Source organism: Candidatus Phaeomarinobacter ectocarpi (genome assembly GCF_000689395.1).
GTDB lineage: Bacteria > Pseudomonadota > Alphaproteobacteria > CGMCC-115125 > CGMCC-115125 > Pyruvatibacter > Pyruvatibacter ectocarpi.
The window spans coordinates 1,356,569-1,377,071 of the sequence record NZ_HG966617.1 but is presented as its reverse complement, the minus strand read 5'-3'; the positions used below and the strand labels follow the sequence as shown (position 1 = coordinate 1,377,071).

The 20,503-nt window shown below is 57.6% G+C and carries 17 protein-coding genes; 9 read left to right on the top strand and 8 right to left on the bottom strand.

The window, feature by feature from the left end:
* Window positions 1-15 precede the first annotated feature (15 nt).
* The gene (locus BN1012_RS06505) at window positions 16-840 is read right to left on the bottom strand and encodes a mechanosensitive ion channel family protein (RefSeq protein ID WP_052535609.1); all 825 of its coding nucleotides are present in this window, start codon (window positions 838-840) and stop codon (window positions 16-18) included.
* 115 nt (window positions 841-955) lie between these two features.
* Here BN1012_RS06505 and BN1012_RS06500 point away from each other — a divergent pair, with 115 nt between their 5' ends.
* The gene (locus tag BN1012_RS06500) at window positions 956-1,399 is read left to right on the top strand and encodes a hypothetical protein (RefSeq protein WP_043949005.1); all 444 of its coding nucleotides are present in this window, start codon (window positions 956-958) and stop codon (window positions 1,397-1,399) included.
* A 20-nt stretch (window positions 1,400-1,419) separates the two neighbouring features.
* On the opposite strand, the gene BN1012_RS06495 is transcribed toward BN1012_RS06500, so the two are convergent.
* Window positions 1,420-1,803, bottom strand: a complete 384-nt coding sequence (locus BN1012_RS06495; RefSeq protein ID WP_043949004.1) for a hypothetical protein — start codon at window positions 1,801-1,803, stop codon at window positions 1,420-1,422.
* A 151-nt stretch (window positions 1,804-1,954) separates the two neighbouring features.
* On the opposite strand from BN1012_RS06495, the gene BN1012_RS06490 reads away from it, so the two are divergent.
* Window positions 1,955-2,671 (top strand): Coq4 family protein, encoded by a 717-nt coding sequence (locus BN1012_RS06490; protein ID WP_043949003.1) that lies wholly within the window; start codon window positions 1,955-1,957, stop codon window positions 2,669-2,671.
* 10 nt (window positions 2,672-2,681) lie between these two features.
* A complete protein-coding gene (locus BN1012_RS06485; protein WP_043949002.1) occupies window positions 2,682-3,296 on the top strand; it encodes a TetR/AcrR family transcriptional regulator in 615 nt (204 codons plus the stop codon).
* Here BN1012_RS06485 and BN1012_RS06480 read toward each other — a convergent pair.
* Window positions 3,293-4,435 (bottom strand): acyl-CoA dehydrogenase family protein, encoded by a 1,143-nt coding sequence (locus BN1012_RS06480; protein WP_043949001.1) that lies wholly within the window; start codon window positions 4,433-4,435, stop codon window positions 3,293-3,295. The genes BN1012_RS06485 and BN1012_RS06480 overlap by 4 nt on opposite strands.
* Before the next feature lie 54 nt (window positions 4,436-4,489).
* Complete coding sequence (locus tag BN1012_RS16745) at window positions 4,490-5,134, bottom strand: TetR/AcrR family transcriptional regulator (RefSeq protein WP_171815923.1); 645 nt, start codon at window positions 5,132-5,134, stop codon at window positions 4,490-4,492.
* 159 nt (window positions 5,135-5,293) lie between these two features.
* On the opposite strand from BN1012_RS16745, the gene BN1012_RS06470 reads away from it, so the two are divergent.
* The 5 genes from BN1012_RS06470 to BN1012_RS06450 are packed head-to-tail and all read left to right on the top strand — an operon-like array spanning window position 5,294 to window position 12,410.
* Window positions 5,294-7,108, top strand: coding sequence for an acyclic terpene utilization AtuA family protein (locus tag BN1012_RS06470; protein WP_043949000.1), 1,815 nt, complete (start codon window positions 5,294-5,296; stop codon window positions 7,106-7,108).
* A complete protein-coding gene (locus BN1012_RS06465) occupies window positions 7,108-8,730 on the top strand; it encodes an acyl-CoA carboxylase subunit beta (protein ID WP_043948999.1) in 1,623 nt (540 codons plus the stop codon). The genes BN1012_RS06470 and BN1012_RS06465 overlap by 1 nt, the downstream gene beginning before the upstream one ends.
* 15 nt (window positions 8,731-8,745) lie before the next feature.
* The gene (locus tag BN1012_RS06460) at window positions 8,746-9,567 is read left to right on the top strand and encodes an enoyl-CoA hydratase/isomerase family protein (RefSeq protein WP_043948998.1); all 822 of its coding nucleotides are present in this window, start codon (window positions 8,746-8,748) and stop codon (window positions 9,565-9,567) included.
* Window positions 9,568-9,580: 13 nt separating this feature from the next.
* On the top strand, window positions 9,581-11,581 hold the full coding sequence (locus tag BN1012_RS06455; protein ID WP_043948997.1) for an acetyl-CoA carboxylase biotin carboxylase subunit: 2,001 nt from the start codon (window positions 9,581-9,583) through the stop codon (window positions 11,579-11,581).
* Window positions 11,582-11,606: 25 nt separating this feature from the next.
* Window positions 11,607-12,410, top strand: a complete 804-nt coding sequence (locus BN1012_RS06450) for a TIGR03084 family metal-binding protein (RefSeq protein WP_043948996.1) — start codon at window positions 11,607-11,609, stop codon at window positions 12,408-12,410.
* A gap of 13 nt (window positions 12,411-12,423) precedes the next feature.
* Here the strand turns inward: BN1012_RS06450 and BN1012_RS06445 are convergent, their stop codons facing one another.
* The gene (locus BN1012_RS06445) at window positions 12,424-13,740 is read right to left on the bottom strand and encodes a DEAD/DEAH box helicase (RefSeq protein WP_043948995.1); all 1,317 of its coding nucleotides are present in this window, start codon (window positions 13,738-13,740) and stop codon (window positions 12,424-12,426) included.
* 369 nt (window positions 13,741-14,109) lie between these two features.
* On the opposite strand from BN1012_RS06445, the gene BN1012_RS06440 reads away from it, so the two are divergent.
* Complete coding sequence (locus BN1012_RS06440; RefSeq protein WP_043948994.1) at window positions 14,110-15,768, top strand: sulfatase; 1,659 nt, start codon at window positions 14,110-14,112, stop codon at window positions 15,766-15,768.
* Window positions 15,769-15,775: 7 nt separating this feature from the next.
* On the opposite strand, the gene BN1012_RS06435 is transcribed toward BN1012_RS06440, so the two are convergent.
* The 3 genes from BN1012_RS06435 to BN1012_RS06425 form a co-directional block, all read right to left on the bottom strand.
* Window positions 15,776-16,687 carry an SUMF1/EgtB/PvdO family nonheme iron enzyme gene (locus BN1012_RS06435; RefSeq protein WP_081826252.1) on the bottom strand — a complete coding sequence of 304 codons (912 nt, stop codon included), beginning with the start codon at window positions 16,685-16,687 and terminating at the stop codon, window positions 15,776-15,778.
* Complete coding sequence (locus tag BN1012_RS06430; protein ID WP_244442955.1) at window positions 16,688-17,320, bottom strand: TetR/AcrR family transcriptional regulator; 633 nt, start codon at window positions 17,318-17,320, stop codon at window positions 16,688-16,690.
* A 97-nt stretch (window positions 17,321-17,417) separates the two neighbouring features.
* Window positions 17,418-20,492, bottom strand: a complete 3,075-nt coding sequence (locus BN1012_RS06425) for an efflux RND transporter permease subunit (RefSeq protein WP_043948993.1) — start codon at window positions 20,490-20,492, stop codon at window positions 17,418-17,420.
* Window positions 20,493-20,503: the final 11 nt, after the last annotated feature.

The following is a 20,503-nucleotide window of genomic DNA, read 5'->3' as shown; positions in this document are numbered from 1 at the left end:
CTTTCAGCAGTTACGTCAGTCAGCCGATTTTTCATCGATTTGATAAACCGTGCGAGTCGGGAAGGGAATGTTGAGCCCTGCAGCATCATAGCCTTCTTTGATCTCACGCTGCTTGTCGAAGGTGAAGGGCCAATAGTCACCTGATTTGACCCATACACGGCAAATCACATTGACGGAACTGTCCCCGAGAGTCTTCACGGCCACCATCGGTGCAGGCGTTGCCAGAACGCGCGCGTCCTCGGCAACCACGCTGCGCATCACTTCAAACGCCTTGCCAATATCATCATCGTAGGCGATGCCGCATTCAATCTCGACGCGGCGGGTTGAATTGTAGCTGTAATTGCTGATTGCGGATCCCCAAACATCGCTGTTGGGTACGAATACCTGCACATTGTCCGGAGTGGAAAGCTCAGTCCGAAAGAGGGTGATGGCTTTTACCGAACCGGACACACCACCAGCCTCGATATAGTCGCCCAGCTTGAACGGCCGCAGAAACAGCAGCATGACACCCGCCGCCACATTGGAGAGTGTCCCTTGGAGTGCAAGGCCTACGGCTAGGCCGGCAGCACCCATTACAGCCAACAGACTTGCCGTCTGAACGCCAAATTCAGCCAGGACGGCAAGGATTGTAACGGCAATGATTATGTAGCGAACCAGCCCGGCAAGGAACGAGGTGAGTGTCTGATCGATCTCGTCAAATCGTTCCATCAGCCGCACGACTGCAATGCGCGCGCGGTTGGCGACCCAAAAACCGATGATGAGAATGACGATGGCACCGACCAAGCTAATGCCATAGGTCACGGCCAGCGCCCCAAGAGTTTCCGTTGCCTGGTCAGTCATTGTCTGGATGTTTTCGTCCATCGGGCCACTCGCAATATGTTAGGTTTACTTAAGCACGGGTGCTTTGCCGCAGCGGATTCCACAAATCAGGCTCGGCGCAAGGGAGAGATACAGCATGAAAGACCCATTTCAGGCAATCTTGCATTCCAGCGGCTTTGGCAGGCCATTTCTGGCCGCTTCTTTGGCGATTCTCATCGCCGGTTGCCAGACGACATCCGGCCAGCAGCCGTCCCAGCACAAAGGCCTGTTTGAGAGGGGACCGCGTGGAGCCGTCGTCGGCGAGCATGGGACCTACAACATTGCCTGGATCACACTTCAGGATCAGATCCTCCTGCAAAAGCCGGTGTATGAGGTGCTTGTGTCCTATCATCCGACCAACCGGGGACCTGGCGGCGTCAAAGAGCGCCATTGGAACGAGATGATGCTAGTGGCCCAGGACGAGATCGCCCGCCGTTGCATCGCTCCTGCACAAGGCGAAATCATCAGCTCCAGTCGGGACTACGATCCGCAGGAGAGGGCGATGGGCGCTGAAATCAGGGTCAACTACACCTGCACCTAAGCCACATCGCAACGCAACAGTTATGGGTTGATGTTGACGTTGGTGTTCTCAGGATTGGCCGTCTGGTTCTGCTGAATGATCGTGGTCTCTTCACTGCGATCAATGCCGACTGACTGCGGATACTGAAACTCTGTGTGCGGGATGGTTGCCGACACGCCACCGTCGCCGAGGGAGGCCTCATCGCCGCAGCGCGGCCGCAACGCATCGCAGTTCCATTTTACGCCTGAGAGTTCGCCGGTGATTGTGCCGCCGCGCACTTGAGTGCATTCGCAAAGCACGCCTTGCATACATGCCGTGGCGCCTAGCGATGATGGCTGGCACTGGGGCAGTGTCGATTCGTTGTTGGCATTGGCCGGCATCGCCAAAGCGACTGCCAGTGCGGTCAGGCAAAGATAAATACGCATCAAAAACTCCAATCAGCCAGAGAGTAAGACCGGGCTATGAACGAATCCTTGCGGCAACAGAACCGTCTCAAGAACGCATTCTAGCCGTTCCTTGCATTAGTTATTTGAACATGGTCAATTAACTATGAAACGAATGTAATGGGAGGGGACTATGGGCGCGATCACACTGGACCGCAGTTTCGCGGGAGAATTGCTGAAGACCTTTGATGATCCGCAAAAACACGGGGTGCATCTGCTCTTCAATCAGTGGTGGGAGACAGCACCGCAAAACGTGATCGCCGACTACATGGCGGACTTCGAGAGTATCCCCGCGCAAAAGGCCTTTCTGGAAGAAGGCTATTTCAGCGATCCGCTCGAGCTCGACACACTAAAGGATATGCCCGCGGGATCACTCGGCCTTGGTTACTACGATTTTATCGTGTCCAACGGGCTGGAGAAGAACATTGCGGTCAACTACCGGGATTTTCATAAATCTCTTGAAGCGTCCGGACAGCTTGACCGCATGCCGGCCGCGCTGCGCTACGCCATCATCCGCGGCTTCCAGATCCATGACCTGTTGCATGTGTTGACTGGCTACGAACCGACATCATCCGGGGAAATTGCGCTTCAGGCGTTCTGCCTAGCGCAGATACGGTTTCCATATTTCGGGATGTGGATGTCGGTGGTAACGACGCGAATGACCCTGCTTGATCCCAAGACCATCGGCCCGATGATGGACGCCATCAGCGCCGGGTGGCACTACGGCCGGCAGGCGGAGAACCTGCAATTCGAAAAGTGGGAGACCATGCTGGAGCGTCCGTTGTCGGACCTGCGCGCGGCCTACGGCCTTGACCGGGTAGGCGCACCGGACACTGCCTCCGCTGCCTGAGGCGCTTGCAATGGCCCGACCATATCTGACGGCGGAACAACGCGCCCAGACGCGCGAAACAATCCGATCCCATGCCCTCGCGCTGTACCGCGAAGGCGGCCTCGATGCCGTGTCCCTACGCTCAGTTGCTGCTCGGGCCGGCTTATCGCCTGCGAGCATCTATTCGTACTTTCCAACGATCCGTATCCTGATCGAATCCCTGTGGCGGGATCCTATTGTGGCCTGGTTGAGCGAGATGCACGATAGGACGCACGGGATTGCCGATCCTGTAGAGCGGCTGCGCACTGTGCTGGACATGTATCTCGATTTTGCCCTGCGTAACCCGGACATCTACCAAGGCGCGCTGATGCATGTGCGCCCGACGCAGACACCGCCACCTGAGGTGCAATCCTTGAATGGCCTGCCACTCCATGTCGTGCTGCGAGATGCAATTCGCGACGCGCAGGCCCTGGGAGCAGTGCGTCGCGGTGATGCCGACCTCATGGCCCAGTCCCTGTGGGCAGCACTGCACGGCACGATTTCCCTACCAGTTCACATGGAAGCGTGGGGCGTGGCACAGGCAAGCAGCCTATACCGGGAAACCTGCGACATGTTACTTCGCGGCTTGCAGGCCGAGGCTGACTAAAGCCCCATCTGGCGCACCGCCAGGTCACGCATGATTTCTTCTGAGCCACCACCGATGGCCAGAACCTTGACCTCCCGGTAAATCCGCTCGACCGAATTGCCGCGCAGATAGCCAGCGCCGCCCAGAATTTGCATGGCTTCGGAAGCCACAAATTCCAATGCCTTCGTGCCGAAGAACTTCGCCTTGCAGATTTCTGCGACCGGCATGTCGCCCTCATTGATGGCGTAACAGATCTGCTGCAGGTAGGCATCGAGTGCATCCGTCTTGGCGGACATGTCGGCAATTTTGTGCCGGATGACCTGATGCTGGATCATTGGAGCGCCGAATGTCTCGCGCTCCTGTGCCCACTCAATGGAGCAGCGCAGCGCTTCCTTCATCATGCCCAGAGCTTCAGCTGTCAGCCCGACGCGCTCAAGATTGAAGTTCTTCATGATCTCGATAAAGCCGCGGCCTTCTTCGCCCATGAGATTTTCAGCGGGGACGCGGCAATTGTCGAAATAAAGTGTCGCCTGATCTGACGCCCACCAGCCCATCTTCTTGCCCAGCTTGGTGCGCTCAAACCCGGGCGCGTCCTTTTCAACGAAGAACAATGAAATGTCGTTGAGACCTTCGCCGCCGGTACGGGCGCCGACGACAAAGTAGTCGCTTTTCATGCCGCCGGTGATGAAGGTCTTGGACCCGTTGAGCACCCAGGAATTTCCGTCCTTGTGAGCCCTGGTTTTCATGTTGGCGACGTCAGACCCACCGGATGGTTCCGTAATGGCCAGGCTCGATCCCTTGCGGCCTGCAACCACGTCCGGGAGTACCCGCTCGCGAATTTCCTCAGTTGCCAGTTTCTGGATCGGGTCCAGAGAAATCGTCCGTCCCACAAGCGCGGCGAGGACCCCGTTCGCCCCGGACTTGCCCATTTCCTCCATCCACGCCATGCGCAGGAAGGCGTCGTCCATACCAAGGCCGCCATATGCTTCGTCGATGCCAAAGCCAAAGACGCCCAGCGCGCCTGCCTTCTCGTGCAGTTCCCAGGGAATCTCCTCCGCCTCGTCCCACTCATCCGCATGGGGGCGGACTTCCGTGTCAACAAAACGGCGAACCGTATCGCGGAACTGACGGCGTTCTTCGGTGTCATGGGGGCTGAGCATGGGGTTCTCCTCGGGTCGGACAATGCCGACTGTCTTATGTCGTTGGTATTTGTTTTAGCGAAGTTTCAGGTGCGGCGCGATCAGTTCGATAAAGCGGTCCACGATCAGTGTTTCCTCAGCGCGGTTCCTCGTAAACCGCTCATGGGCCAGCATCCCACGCATAAAGACACGACAGATCGCCCACAGGGTCACCACATCGGCGTCATCAAGGTCAGGCGATTCATACACCTCGATGATCGCGGTTCCCATGCGGGCATCCCATTCGATCAAACTCTTGGCGGTACGTTTTCCCAGCGCTTTATCGGTCCGTGCGGCCATGAGGATTTCCATCAGCGACCGCCCCTCAGGCGTGCGCACGAGCCGCTCCCAAAGCCACTTCAGGTGGGCTCGTACACGCGCGTCCTCATCCGGCAGTTTGCTCCATGCAGCACGCTCCACCCGCTTACCGGTCATCACGCTGCGGCCAAGCAACATGTCCAACGTCGCGGCAATCAGATCTTCCTTGGTAGGAAAATGATGGGTGAGGGCGCCACGTGACAGGCCCGCGCGTTCCTGGATGCGTGTGAGGGATGTGTCCGCATATCCCATCTCATCCAGGCACGCGATCGCGGCCTCGCAGATTGCACGGCGGGTTTTTCCGGCCTGCAGTTCTTTCGAAGCAGGTACTCCCGGTTTTGCTATCTGCGCTGCGTGCGTCATGGCAAGATTGTTCCTCATTCCGGATCAGGCGATGGTCCGGATGACAGTTGACAGACCGACTGGTCGGTCTGTAGGAAACTAAGTCAGCAGATCATGAGATGCAAGCGGTCGAAAAACAGGCCGCACCTCCATGGTGACAAGAGCAGGGCAACGCACGGCATGGGCAGCGAAAAAAGCATTCGCATTGGCGGCGCAGGTGGGTTTTGGGGCGAGGCATTGCACGCTACGCCACAACTGCTTGCCGGCGGCAAGCTGGACTATCTGGTCTTCGACTATCTGGCTGAAATCACCATGTCGATTATGGCGCGGGCGAGAGCCAAGAACCCGGACCAGGGATATGCCACGGACTTCGTCACCGGCGTGATGGCGCCTCACCTGAAGGATATCGCCGCGCGTGGAGTCAAAGTCATTTCAAATGCAGGCGGCGTCAATCCGGCAGCCTGCGGTGCCGCTGTTCGCGAATTGATCAAGAATGCAGGCCTTGATCTCAAGGTCGCAGTGGTCGCCGGCGATGACCTTCTTGACCGGGCTCAGGACCTGGCCAGCGGCAGCTATGCGGAAATGTTTACCGGCGCAGCCTTTCCGCCGGTTGATGCCATCGCCAGCATCAACGCGTATCTTGGCGCTTTCCCGATTTCAGATGCGCTGGACCGGGGTGCAGACATCGTAATCACGGGGCGTGTCGTGGACAGTGCTGTGACGCTGGGGGCGTGCATCCATGCTTTCGGCTGGACCAGGGACGATCATAATCTGCTGGCGGCAGGCACCCTTGCCGGTCACATAATTGAGTGCGGCCCCCAGGCCACCGGCGGCAACTTCACGGATTGGCGCGACGTTGCCGACGACCTTGATGCCATCGGGTACCCCATTGCCGAGGTGAGCCCGGACGGCAGCTTTGTTTGCAGCAAGCCACCCAAGACCGGCGGCAAGGTATCCGTCGGTACCGTGTGCGAACAGATGGTCTATGAGATTGGTGACCCGCAGGCCTATCTGGTCCCGGATGTGGTTTGTGACTTCTCTGCAGTACACGTGACACAGAGCGGACCTGACGAGGTAACGGTCACGGGCGCGTGCGGGCTACCGGCTCCGGACACATACAAGGTCTGCACCACCTATTCGGATGGATGGCGCGGCGGGCTGATGATGGCCTTCATCGGGCTTGATGCAGCGGACAAGGCCCGCACCTACGCGGAAACATCTATCAAGCGCGCGCAGAACATCCTGCGGCAAGCCAACGCCGCTGACTTCACGGAAACCAGCATCGAGATCATCGGTGACGACAGCCAGTATGGTGCCGCCGCAAGGGACATTGCGTCGCGTGAAGTTGTGATGAAGCTGGCCGCCAAACATCCAGACGCCCGCGGCATTGGTGTCCTGTTGAAGGAAGTGACCGGCCTGGCACTCGCGACCCCGGCGGGCCTTACAAGCTTTGCAGGTGGACGTCCCAAACCGTCACCCGTAGTGCGGCTATTCTCATTTGCCCTGCCCAAAGATGCCTTGAGCATCACCGTTGATGTTGATGGAAATGTGACCACCCTGGAGACGGAAAAAGGCGTTGCCTTCGATCCATCCAAACTGGAGCGGCCCGCCGACCCGGCAGGGCCAGCCAGTCACGGCAGCATGGTCGACGTCCCGCTGGTCAAACTCGCCTGGGCCCGCAGCGGCGACAAAGGCAACAAGGCCAATATCGGGATCATCGCGCGAGATGAAAGCTATCTGCCCTATATCAGCGCATCCGTAACAGAGCATGCCGTGGCAACTCGTTTCTCGCATTTTCTGGACTCATCCAACGGCGGTGGAAACGTTGAACGCTTTTTCCTGCCTGGATCGCACGCATTCAATTTTTTGATGGACGATGCGCTGGGCGGCGGCGGGGTTGCCAGCTTGCGTGCAGACCCGCAAGCCAAGGCTTACGCACAAATCCTTCTTGACCATCCGGTGTCCGTTCCTGCGGACCTGGCCGGGAGACTGTAATGGCGATTTTCCAGACCAAGATTGATCCCAAGTCGGACATCTTTGCGAAGAACCGTGAAGACATGCTTGGGCTCATTGAGCAATTGCGCAGCTATGAAGCCCGCGCCGCGACCAAATCAGAGAAACGCAAACCCCGGTTTGAAGAACGCGGCCAGCTCACGCCCCGTGAACGACTGGAACGTTTGCTTGACCCGGGCATGCCGTTCCAGCGGCTCTACAACATGGCCAACTTTCTGGTCGATGATCCCAACATTGAAACCTCCGTACCCGGCGGCAATATCATCGCCGGCATCGGCTTTGTCAGCGGTGTCCGGTGCATGGTCTATGTGGATGACAGCGGCATCAGCGCCGGAGCGATGACCACACAATCCGTTGGCGTAATGATCGGCGTGATGCAGTGTGCTCTTCGTCAGAAGCTGCCCTTTGTCCATCTGGTGGAAAGTGCAGGGGCCAACCTGTTTGAATACACGGTCGAACTGTGGGCCCATGGCGGCAAGATGTTCTACCACCTGGCGCAGCTCAGCGCCGCGGGCATCCCGACCTTTGTGGTTCTGCATGGTCCATCGACCGCCGGTGGGGCCTACCAGCCGGGCATGAGTGACTATGTCATCGGCGTCAAGAAAAACGGTATGGCAGCCCTTGCCGGTGCCGCGCTGGTGAAAGCTGCGACCGGCGAAGTCGCTGATGCGGATGAGCTTGGTGGCTCAGAGATGCATGCCAGCACCACCGGCCTTGTGGAGTATGTGGCTGAAGATGATGCCCACGGCATTCTCATCCTGCGCGACCTGCTCGATCGCATTGACCACAACAAGCAGATACCCGTAGCACCCAAGCGCGACTACGAACCTCCGGTGCTCAGCACCGAAGACATTGCCGGGACAGTGCCGGTGGACTATCGGCAACCCTATGATGTGCGTGAAGTGGTTGCCCGCGTCGTGGATGGATCAGACTTTGTTGAGTTCAAACCCCGATATGGTCCTGCCACCGTCTGTATTCAGGCCAGCATCATGGGGCACGCCTGCGGCCTGATCGGCAATAATGGTCCCATTGATCCAGCCGGTGCCACCAAGGCGTCTCATTTTTTCCAGCTGTGCGATCAGTCGGACATGCCGATCGTCTTCCTCAACAACACCACCGGTTATATGGTGGGTACAGAGTATGAGCAGGCCGGAATGATCAAGCACGGGTCCAAGATGATCCAGGCCGTGTCGAATGTTCGGGTACCAAAAATATCGCTCTATATCGGCGCAAGCTTTGGCGCCGGCAATTACGGCATGTCGGGCTATGCCTATGAGCCTGAATTCCTGTTCGCATGGCCCAATGCCACCACGGGTGTAATGGGCGGCGAGCAGGCCGCTGGCACCATGGAGGAGGTGGCACGCAGCGGTGCTGCGCGTCGCGGCCAGGATGTGGATGAAGAGGCGCTCGCCCAGCAGCGGGCAGCCGTCGTCAAACTGTTCGATGACCAGTCGACATCGTTCTATACGTCCGGCCGCCTGCTTGATCACGGCATCATTGATCCACGCGACACGCGCAAGGTGCTTGGTTTTGCTCTCCAGACCATCTGGGAAGGGCGCAACAAGAAACTCCACCCCAACAGCTTCGGCGTTGGCCGGCACTAAAGGCAGGACAAACACATGACCACACTCCCTGACGTGACCGGTGTTGACCTTGATCTGGACAATGGCTGGCTTACCATCTGGTTCAACCAGCCTGAAACTCGCAACGCCTTGACCGATGAACTAGTGGACGGTGTGCGCCGCACCCTCGAAGCCGTTAGCGATGACCGGGACGTGCGGGGCATCACATTGCGGGGCAGGCATGGCGTGTTCTGCGCAGGCGGCAACCTCAAACAATTCAAAGCCTCATTTCAGGGCGGCGGCAGTGATGGTGGCGGCTCGCGAGATAGCACCATTGAGATGTCCAAAGGTGCGGCTGTGCTTTTTGATCTCATCAATGAGGCACCGCAGGTTGTCATTGCCATCATTGAGGGAGCCGCCATGGCCGGCGGGTTTGGCATGGCCTGCTGCGCGGATGTTGTCATCTGCGAAGCGGATGCCAAGTTCGCGATGACTGAAACGGCCATCGGCATCTCACCCGCGCAGATAGCTCCTTTCGTGATTCAGAAACTGGGTTACGCCACCGCTCGACGCCTCATGCTGACAGCCGCCCGCTTTAACGGCGAAGGCGCCCACGATCTTGGCTTTGCAGATTTTGTTGCCAGTGACGTGGACGGTCTCAATGCCATTGAGCAGCAAATCCGCAGTCAGGTTCTGAAATGTGCACCCGGTGCCATTGCGGACACCAAATCGCTGATCATCGCGCTGCCAGACATGAGCCGCGAAGAAGCCATTCAAGCTGCGGCTGAAAACTTTACCGGGCGTCTCCTCAGTGACGAAGGCCGCGAGGGTGTGGCGTCATTCCTTGAAAAACGCAAACCCGTCTGGGCCAAAGGCTAGGGACATCACAACGATGCGCTTCAATTCCATTCTGGTTGCCAATCGCGGTGAGATTGCAGTTCGGGTCATGCGGACCGCAAAGTCGCTCGGATATCGGGTCATCGCCATCTATTCAGAAGCCGATAGTGAAGCCCCCCATGTCAAGATGGCCGATGAAGCCGTGTGCGTGGGTGCAGCCCCGGTGGGCGAGTCCTATCTTGATCCTCAAAAAGTGCTCAAGGCAGCAGCCGATACCGGCGCGCAGGCTATTCACCCAGGATATGGATTCCTGAGTGAAAATGCCGACTTTGCCCGAGCGTGCGAACAAGCCGGGCTCGTTTTTATTGGTCCACGACCGGATGCCGTAGACCTTATGGGCAACAAGGCTGAAGCCAAGCGCCGTATGATTGCCGCCAACGTGCCGTGCGTGCCGGGTTATGAAGGCGAGGACCAGGCCGATGATGCTTTCATTGCCGCATCCAAAGACATCGGCTTTCCAGTCATGGTCAAGGCGGCAGCAGGTGGTGGTGGTCGCGGCATGCGTCTTGTACATGACGCTGCGGAGTTACCGGACGCGATCAGGCTTGCCCGGTCAGAAGCGGAAAATGCCTTCGGGTCCGGCGAGTTGATCCTTGAAAAAGCCATCATCCAGCCGCGTCACGTGGAGATACAGGTCTTTGCGGATGTGGCGGGCAATACGATCCATCTGGGGGAGCGGGACTGCTCTGTTCAGCGACGCCATCAAAAGGTGATCGAAGAAGCTCCGTGCCCTGTCATGACACCAGAGCTTCGTGCGCGCATGGGGGCCGCTGCGGTCGAGGCGGCGCAAACCATCAAGTATCGGGGTGCGGGAACAGTTGAATTTCTGCTTGGTGCGGATGGCGCATTCTATTTCCTGGAAATGAATACCCGCCTGCAGGTTGAGCATCCTGTCACCGAGCTGGTTACCGGGCTCGACTTGGTGGCGTTGCAGATCAAGGTCGCCCAGGGTGAAGACCTTGGGCTTTCGCAGGACGACGTGGCTTTGACCGGGCATGCCATCGAAGTGCGGCTCTACGCAGAAGATGTGGCTGAGGATTTTCTGCCCAGCACCGGACATATTGACCTGTGGGATCCCGCAGCGGGCGAGGGCGTCCGCATTGATGCGGGCATCGCCACCGGGCTTGAGGTCTCACCCTTCTACGACCCGATGATTGCCAAGGTCATGGCCCATGGTCCCAACCGCGACGTGGCACGACAGCGGGTGATTGAAGCGTTGCGAAACACCGGAATTTTCGGCCCTCAAACGAACCGTGATTTTCTGATTGATGCACTCTCCCAGCCAGCCTTTGCCGCCGGTGAGGCAACAACAGCCTTCATTGGTGAGACATATTCAGCAGACGACCTGGCCCGGCAGGCGCCATCTACGCAGATGGTCGGCGCTGCTGCTGTTCTACTCTACCACTCTGAGCAACATGCAGCTCACAAGGCCGCCATCGGTGTTGACGAGGAATTACTCAACTGGGGCAGCACCGGCCGCCTGTCGACGCTCTATCGTTTCAACTTCGATGACAACGCGATTGATGCTCGCGTTGTTGCAGGCGATGGCAAATCATGGACTGTGGAAATGGACGCAGGATCGGTTACTGTGTCGCTTGTTTCTTGGAACACGCATCGCGCCTGCCTGACGATAGATGGCGCGACATGTGTTGTCGTATTCGCCCTGCCGCGACCAGGCACCATTCACCTGAGCATGGCCGACACCAGTGCGACCCTTACGAATGTGCTTGCAACTGCTGGTATGGCGGACGACGCAGCGGGAGGCGGACGTGTGCTGGCTCCGATGCACGGGCTCATACTTGAGGTCCATGTGCGTGAAGGACAGACTGTCAAAAAGGGTGACCGTCTGGCGGTGCTCGAAGCCATGAAAATGCAACATCAGATACTTGCCGAAGTTGACGGTACTATCACAGCCGTTGCCTGTGCAGCGGGAGATCAAGTCCCCGCAGATGAGCTGTTGGTGGAAATCGAAATTGATGAAGACACGGACGCCTGAAGGCGGACCTGTAAGGAGACTCCAGATGTTTGATCAACCCAATGACTTTCGCAACGAAAGCAATGCGCTCTATGAGCTGATCAAGGATTTGCCGGAAGAACGCCTGCTGGAACCAACCCAATTCAAAGGTTGGACGATCCGCGACGTGATCGGGCATTTGCATATCTGGAACCAGGCGGCAGATATGTCGCTCAATGACGAAGCAGCATTCAATGCGTTTTTCGAGCGGGTAGGGGAATTCGTGGCCACTGGTGGCCTGCGTGGATTTGAGAATGCTGAGCTCGAAGGCGTCAGCGGCCACGACCTGGTCAAACGGTGGCATGACTTTTATCCAGGTGTGGCGGATCGTTTTCTGGATGCTGATCCCAAACAACGCGTGGTCTGGGCTGGCCCCAGCATGAGCGCCCGCTCCAGCATCACAGCACGGCTGATGGAAACCTGGGCACATGGCCAGGAGGTCTATGACACCCTTGGGGTCGAGCGGAAGAATGCCGACCGGATCAAGAACATTGCCGTCCTGGGTGTGAACACCTTTGGGTGGACGCACATGGTCAACAAGTTGCCTGTGCCTGAAAACGTGCCTTATGTGAAGCTGACACTACCGTCCGGTGAGCTGCTCGAATTCAATGAGCCGGATCCAAACAGTATGGTGGAGGGGACGGCAACCGAGTTCTGCCAGGTGGTTACACAGGTACGAAACATCGCGGACACCCAGATCAAGACGACCGGTGACGTTGCGGCAAAGTGGATGGCGGTTGCCCAGTGCTTTGCGGGACAAGCAGAAACGCCGCCGGCTCCTGGGACCCGGCGGCGAATGGTTGCAGCGTAACTTGTAAGACTAGCTAGGCGGCTTTCGCCTTGGCTGATGGCTTGCGGTTGCGGCGATTGCGCTGTGGCGGACGACCGGAACTGTTCTTGCCGCCACCTTCATTTCGCTTGCCGACCGGCTTGCGACGACGTGGTTTACGCTGAGCAGGTTCGGGCTGTTGCAGCACCTGGCGTTCTTCTTCCGGCACAACTTTGAGCCCACTGTCTGCGGGGCGATCTACCACATCAATCTTGCGCTTGATCAGCCGCTCGATGTCACGCAGAAGACCGCGTTCAGCACCATCGCACAATGCAATCGCCTGTCCGCTCTTGCCGGCACGGGCCGTTCGGCCAACGCGGTGCACATAGGCCTCAGCCACGTTGGGCAGCTCGAAATTCACGACGTGCGAAACGTCATCCACGTCAATGCCGCGGGCGGCAATGTCCGTTGCAACCAGTACATTCACCTTGCCTTTGCGGAATGCATCGAGACTGCGTACGCGCTGGTTCTGGCTCTTGTTGCCGTGAATGGCAGCAGAGGCGAAACCATACATCTCAAGATGCTTGCACACCTTGTCCGCGCCACGCTTTGTCCGGGTGAAGACAATGGCCCGTTCCATGTCCGGCGTTGCCAGATAGTCAACGAGCGCGGCGCGCTTGTCCGCCGTCTTGAGCATGACCACTTTCTGGTCAATGCGATCAATCGGCTTGGAATTGGGTGTCACCGTCACTTCGATGGGGTTGTGCAAAAACACCTGCGCCAACGCACGGACCTGTTTGGGCATGGTGGCTGACAGCAGCATGGTCTGCCGCTTCTTCGGCAGGTAGCCCATGATGCGCTTGATCTGCGGCATGAAGCCCAGGTCGAACATTTGATCCGCTTCGTCGAGCACAACCTTGGTTGTCGTATCGAGGCGAAGGTTCTTGGAGGCCACGTGGTCAAGAAGACGGCCAGGCGTCGCCACCACAATGTCTACGCCCTTTGCCAAAGCTTTGATCTGCGGCGGAATTTTTGCGCCACCGACAATCACAGCGACTGAAGGTCGAGAATGCTTGCCATAGGCACGAATGTTGTCGCCGATCTGTGCTGCCAACTCGCGCGTTGGCGCAAGGATCAGTGCTTTGCAGGTGCGGTGTTTTGCGGGCATCGGATCGCCACACAGGGCGTGGAGGATGGGCAGAACGAACGCAGCGGTCTTGCCGGTGCCGGTCTGCGCGATGCCGAGAATGTCTGATCCATCCATCATGGATGGGATGACCTTGGCCTGAATGGGGGTAGGGGTCGTGTAGCCTTCGTCGGAAATGGCACGAAGGATCGGCTCGGCGAGACCGAGCGATGTAAAATCTGTCACTTAGGTACTTTCAAAAAGAGTGCCCGCAGCCAGCCGGATAGTCCGAGATAGCGTCATGGCACGGGAACGTGTCGCGTGGCCTTTTTGATACTCAAAAGGCAACTATGAGGGTCGTCTGTTTGACCCTCATCTTGGGCACCCGGCGGACATTTGAATGTCCTACCCGTACCGTTCGCGAACGCCAATGTCGGTTCCAAATCACTTGGATGCTCAACAAGACCTGTGACATGACAGCTAAATGGAGCAATTACAAGGCATGCCACCTATGCGCAGGTGCCAGTATGGGCACAGCCAACGACCAGGAAACTTGACAATTCAGCCATATGAGAATGTATTGGCATAATTAATGCCATTAAAAAGGTGGATCCTATGGGGAAGAAGATCGTTCTTGGGGTTTTGGCCGCAGCTGTTCTGCTGGGTGGCCTTGCCTATCTCATGCGGGTGGACATTGTTCTCTATCTCGCAGCCAATCGCGGCCTGCCCGAAGTTGGCCCGAACCGGGCTATAGAGTGGCAGACGCCTGACCCGGCCAGAGCTGCCAAAGCCAAAGAGGGTGCCCCCAATATCATCTTCATTCTAGCCGATGACATGGGCATCAATGATGTCTCGACATTTGGTGGCGGCATGGATGATGGACGTATGAAGACACCCCACATCGACTCGTTGGCCACGGACGGTGCAAGCTTCACTCAGGCCTATGCTGGCACCGGCAGTTGCGCCCCTTCACGTGCGATGATCATGACAGGGCGCTATCCGTCCCGAACAGGATTTGAGTTCACCCCAACACCAGAAGGCATGGCGCCGCTGGTGCGCATGATCGCATCCAGCATGGATAACGGCCTGCCGGAGTTCTATCAGCCCCCACAGACGTCCGAACGTCAGCTCTCCTATGAAGAGCAGGGCCTGCCTGGCTCCGAGGTGACGGTTGCCGAGGTTCTTCAGGATGCCGGCTACCACACAGTACACATCGGCAAGTGGCACCTGGGACGCGGCGAGGAATTCGATGCAACGGCGCAGGGGTTTGACGAGAGCCTGCTGATGGCAAGCGGGCTGTTCCTGCCGGAGGACGACCCGAACGTCGTGAACGCCAAGGTGGATTTTGACCCTATCGATCAGTTCCTCTGGGCACGCATGCAATACGCGGCCAGCTACAACAACAGCGAATGGTTCGAGCCGGGTGGATACATCACCGACTATTGGACGGACGAAGCCCAGAAAGTCATTCGTGCCAACAAGGACAATCCATTCTTCTTGTACCTTGCTCATTGGGGCATTCACACACCGCTGCAGGCAACCCGCGAAGACTATGAAGCTGTTGGCGACATCAAACCTCACCGGGCGCGTGTCTATGCTGCCATGATGCGAGCGGTTGACCGCAGTGTGGGCGACATCATCGAGACACTTGAAGAAGAAGGTATTGCAGACAACACCATCATTGTTTTCTCAAGTGACAATGGAGGGGCTGGGTATATCGGCCTGCCGGACGTCAACGCCCCTTATCGCGGCTGGAAGCTGACCCTCTTTGAAGGCGGCATCCGTGTGCCAATGCTTATGCGCTGGCCAGATCAAATTGCCGCTGGTACCCAGATAGCCTCCCCGGTGGCCCATATTGACCTTATGCCGACGCTTGCCGCAGCTGGAGGCGCTTCGGTACCGGACACTGTGGAGTTGGATGGTAAGGACCTCCTGCCGCTTGCAACCGGTGCAACCACTGAAGATCCGCATGACGCCATCTTCTGGACAAGTGCCCATTATCGCGTTGTCAGGCAGGGTGACTGGAAACTCCAGTTGTCCGAGCGGCCAAACAAAGCATGGCTGTTCAATCTTGGCGAAGACCCAACTGAGCAGACCAATCTGGCGGATCAAAACTCAGCGAAGCTGGCGGAACTCACGGCTCTGTTGGACGCACACAGCGCCTCAGCACGGCCACCGCTTTATACCCATCAAGGTGAACTGCCAATCGCCATCGATAAGACTCTTGCCGAAAGATACGAAGAGGGTGACGAACTGATTTTCTGGCCGAACTGACGAAACGCTATTCGTCCCGAACGACCCGGAACCCGATGTGGTTGGTGGAAAAATCAACCTCTGAGGGTTGCCGGGCTTCGGGCCGGTAGCGACGGCAGAAATTGTCGGCGCACAGATAAGACCCGCCTTTGATGGTCTGTGTTCCGTCCGCATAGGGCGTATCGGTTAGCTCCCACACATTGCCGATCATGTCGTAGACGCCGTTTTGATCAGCTGGGAAGCAGCCAACCGGCGAGGCTCCGGAGAACCCATCCTCGGCCTGGTCAAAGAAGGGAAACACCCCCTGCCACGTGTTGGCGCGCGGCTTGCCGGTTTCATCATACGCGCCCGATGTCGTCACGTTCGGGTCGGGCAGGCCGCTAGACGCGGCAAACTCCCACTCTTCTTCTGTGGGCAACCGAGCGCCGGCCCACTTTGCATAGGCCTGTGCATCCGCAAGCGACACATGAACGACGGGGTGATTGTCCAGACCTACTATTGATGAATCCGGCCCATCAGGATTCTGCCACGTTGCGCCGGGTATCAACTTCCACGGATTGGCGGTCATGGTGCCATCCACAATCCGCTCAAAAACGGCAGACCCCGCACCGGTGCGCCCGGCCGCGATGTCTCGTTCAGCTGTGGTTTCGTAATTCGTCGCCTCAACGAATGCTGCAAACTGCGCGTTGGTCACCTCGTGTGTCTGAATATCAAATCCCACAACATGCAGACGAAGACCCAGTTTTTCTTCCGGGTAGACTGCATCCCTGCCTTTGACAAATGAGCCGGACGGAATTGATGCAAAGCTGCCAATGCGGTCTTTGGTCAGGCCGCATGCGGCCGCGTTTGCCGTCTGGCCGATATCTCCAGATAACGTCGCTGTGCCTTCATCACACGCTGCAAGCGCACCAACCAGCGACAGGAGGACGACGAAACGCATTTACTCCGCCACCAGTTTCTCGACACTGAACCGGATTGCCTTTTCAGCCTGCTTGGCCGTGAGTTGCTGATCCTGCCGCAACCGCCTCCAGGCGTTGAAGCCAACGAGCATCTCCAATGCCGCGAAAAGCGTTTTGTCGGATTTGATGTGGCTTGGGAGAACGCTGGCAAGGCCTTCGCGCTCCATGGTCAGAAAACGCTGATAGTCCTGCATCAGGTATTCGGACCTGAAACGACGCAGCCCTGCGCATGTCTTGATCGGCATGATGCGCTCATAAACATTTACACGCCGGTCGATCATCTCCGACAGGCGACCCTGCCAGGTAGTCGCACTGAACGGCTTAGCAACGATGGGACGAATCTCTGCTTCCATCTGAGCAGACATTTCCCGGTAGAGGCTGTCCACGTCGTCAAAGTGCCGGAAGACAGTCCGGATGCCGACCTTTGCCTCTTCGGCGAGAGTTGCGGCGCTCGGATCCATCTCGCCGCCGCGGATGACTGAGAACATCGCTGCTACAATCTTTGCGCGGCTTCGCTCACTGCGCTGCCGGCGTCCGTCACCTTGTGCGCCCATCTCTGTGGCGGCGGGTTCTGTAGATTTGGACACAGCGTTGGTGGGTGACTTTGGCGCCATTGGTGGGAACCGCTCTATTCAGCAAAATTGTCAGCCACCAACCTAGGAATTGGCATATTGCGCGTCAATACCTGGCGTACATTCCCAACGCTTTGGCCTACGCGTAACTGCGCTCTTCATCGGTTATGCCAAAGAAGATGGCGTAGAGAGCTGGCACGACGATGAGCGTCAGGAGCGTTGCGAAGCTGAGACCAAACACCAGAACCACTGCCATTGCCGCAAAGAACGGGTCCATAAACAGCGGCAGGACACCAAGCACCGTCGTCATCGACCCCATCATGACCGGCCTCACGCGGCTGGCTGCACTGTCGATGACGGCATCGTGCCGGGGTTTACCCTCGCGTATTTCCAGGTCCATTTGGTCCACGAGCACAATGGCATTCTTGATCAGGAGTCCTGACAGGGACAGCACACCGAGGATGGCCATGAACTCCATGGCGCTACCGGTCACAAGCAAACCGATCACCACGCCGATAATCGACAACGGCACCACGAGCCAGATCAGGAGCGGCTGGCGGATCGCATTGAAGAGGATGATGACCGTCAGGACCATTGCCGCAAGGCCGATGGGCAACGTGGTCGCAAGATTGCCGTTGGCTTCCGTGCTGTCTCCATACTCACCCCGCCACGTCAACGTGTATCCGGGCGGCAAGGCGATGGCCTCGACCTGTCCGCGGATACGGTCGAAGGCGACCGACGCCAATTCAGAGGGCAGGGGGTCTGCCTGTGCCTTGATTGTCCATACACGATCAAGACGGCGGAGCTGCGCATCTCGCCATGTGGAATTCACACCTTCGACGACTTCGATCAGAGGCACAGTATTGCCGGTTGTAGCACTTGGGATCTGAATACCCGGCAGACCGGAAACGCCGGTGCGTTCTGCTTCGGGCGCACGCGCGATGATAGGGATCAGCTCATCACCCTCGCGATATACGCCGATGTCGCGTCCTGAATAATTTGACCTCAATGCCGCTGCCAGGTCCTCGCGGGAGACGCCCAGTCGGCGGCCGCTCGTTTCAGAGTAAATTGGTTCGAGGACAGATACAGGCTGACGCCAGTCTTCATTTATGGAAATGAGGTTGCCGTCTTGCGCAAATATGTCGGTGGCCTCACCTGCCAGACGGCGCAGCACAACAGGATCAGGTCCGGAAAACTCTGCCTGAATGGCAGACCCTCCGCCCGGCCCCAGCTTGAAGCGCCAGACCTTGCCCTGGGCATCGGGATAGTTGTTGTCCACGTAGGACTGAATGGTGGGGATCAGAGTATCAATCAGCGAATAGTCAGAGACCCGAACAAGTAATTGTCCATATGCGCTGTTGTAGGACTCTGGCGGATACACAAGCATGTATCGAAGACCGCCCTGACCGACATATGTCGTGACGCTCTCAACACCGTCCAGTTGAGCCACTGCCTGTTCCAGTTGGCGCATGTCAGCATCGGTACGATCAATGTCCGTGCCCTCGGTAAGCCAGTAATCAACAACCAGCTGAGGCGTAGTCGAGCTTGGGAAAAAGCCGGACTTTGTGAACTGGAATGCCCAAACGGACACAACGAACAGGCCAACGGCTATGCCAATAACGCCCCAACGGGCGGCCAGCACGCCCCGCATGAACCTCTTGTAGTAAAGCGAAAACGCGCCTTCCGGAGGCGCATGTCCGGCCGCAGCTGTGTTCTCTTCGAACAGAAGGTCTGCCAGCAAAGGTACTGCGGTAATGGCAAACACCCAGCTATAGAGCAGGGAGATCAGCACCACCCAGAACAAGTGGCCGGTATATTCCGCCGTGCTACCGGGCGCGAAGCCGATGGGGGCAAAGGCAATGATGCCTACAATGGTACCGCCCAGAAGCGGCCACCAGGTGCGGGTCACAATGTCCTTGGCAACGTCGAGTTTCTTGCGCCCTTGCTGGACGCCGACAAGGATTCCCTCAGTCACAACAATGGCGTTGTCCACCAGCATGCCCAGCGCAATGATCAGTGCGCCCAGCGAAATCCGGTGCATGGGAATATCGACCAGATACATGGTGCCAAGTGTGGCAGCGATCGTCAGTAGCAAGACCGCGCCGATCACGACAGCCGATTTGAGGCCCATGAAAATAAGCAGCGTGATCAAAACGATGACCAGAGCCATGACCACATTGACCACGAAGTCCTGCACCGCCTTCTCGACGATATTGCCCTGGTGGTAGTACTGATGAATTTCCATGCCGATTGGGCGACGGGATTCCTCTGCCGCAAAGGCCGCATCAATACCCTTGGCCATTTTTACGACGTTGGCACCGGTCACGTTTGAAATACCGAGTCCCAAAGCAGGTTGCCCGTTGTGGCGCAGGATAAACTTCTGCGGGTCTTTGGGTTCACGTCGAACCGTTGCGATGTCTCGCAAGTAGACCACGCCGGCAGTATCAGAGCCGCTGGATGAGCTTGTTGAAACGATGACGTTTTCAATTGCCGCGACGGAGTCGATATCTCCCGTGGGCAGGATATTCAGACGCAAATCGCCCACACGCACACTGCCGGCCGGGACGACCGAGTTCTGCTTGGCAAGGTCGTTGTAGACCTGATCCACCGAGACGCCGAGAGCTGCAGCCCGATCTCTGGAAATCTCCACATAGATCGCCTCAGACTGGACGCCTGTGATCGCAACCTTTGCGACATCATCCACTGCCAAAAGGTCCGCCCGCAGACCTTTTACATACTCATGCAGTTCCTTGGCCGTATAGCCTTCGCCGGTCACGAAATAGTAGAGGCCATACACATCGCCGAAGTCGTCATTGGTGACCGGCGCTAGTGCGCCCGGCGGCAGGCTGCCTGTCGCATCATCCACCTTGTTGCGCAGTTTGCCCCAGATGATTTGAAGATCTTCTTTGCTGGGGGAAAACTCAAACTTGATCTCAACGGTTATTCGCGAAACGCCAAAGCTGGACTCTGAAGTGATTTCGTCCACTTCCTGCAATTGCTGAATGGCGCTTTCCAGTGGCTCGGTGACTTCATTTGCAACTTCTTCCGGCGTCGCACCGGGATATTGCGTGACGACCACAGCCTGCCGAATGGTGAATTCCGGATCCTCGAAACGCGGCATGTTTTCGTAGGCGGTCCAGCCTCCAAAGAGCGCAATCAGAATAACGATCACGCTGATGAGGCGGTTCTTGATGGCAAATTCAGCAGGATGCATGTGACCGGCCT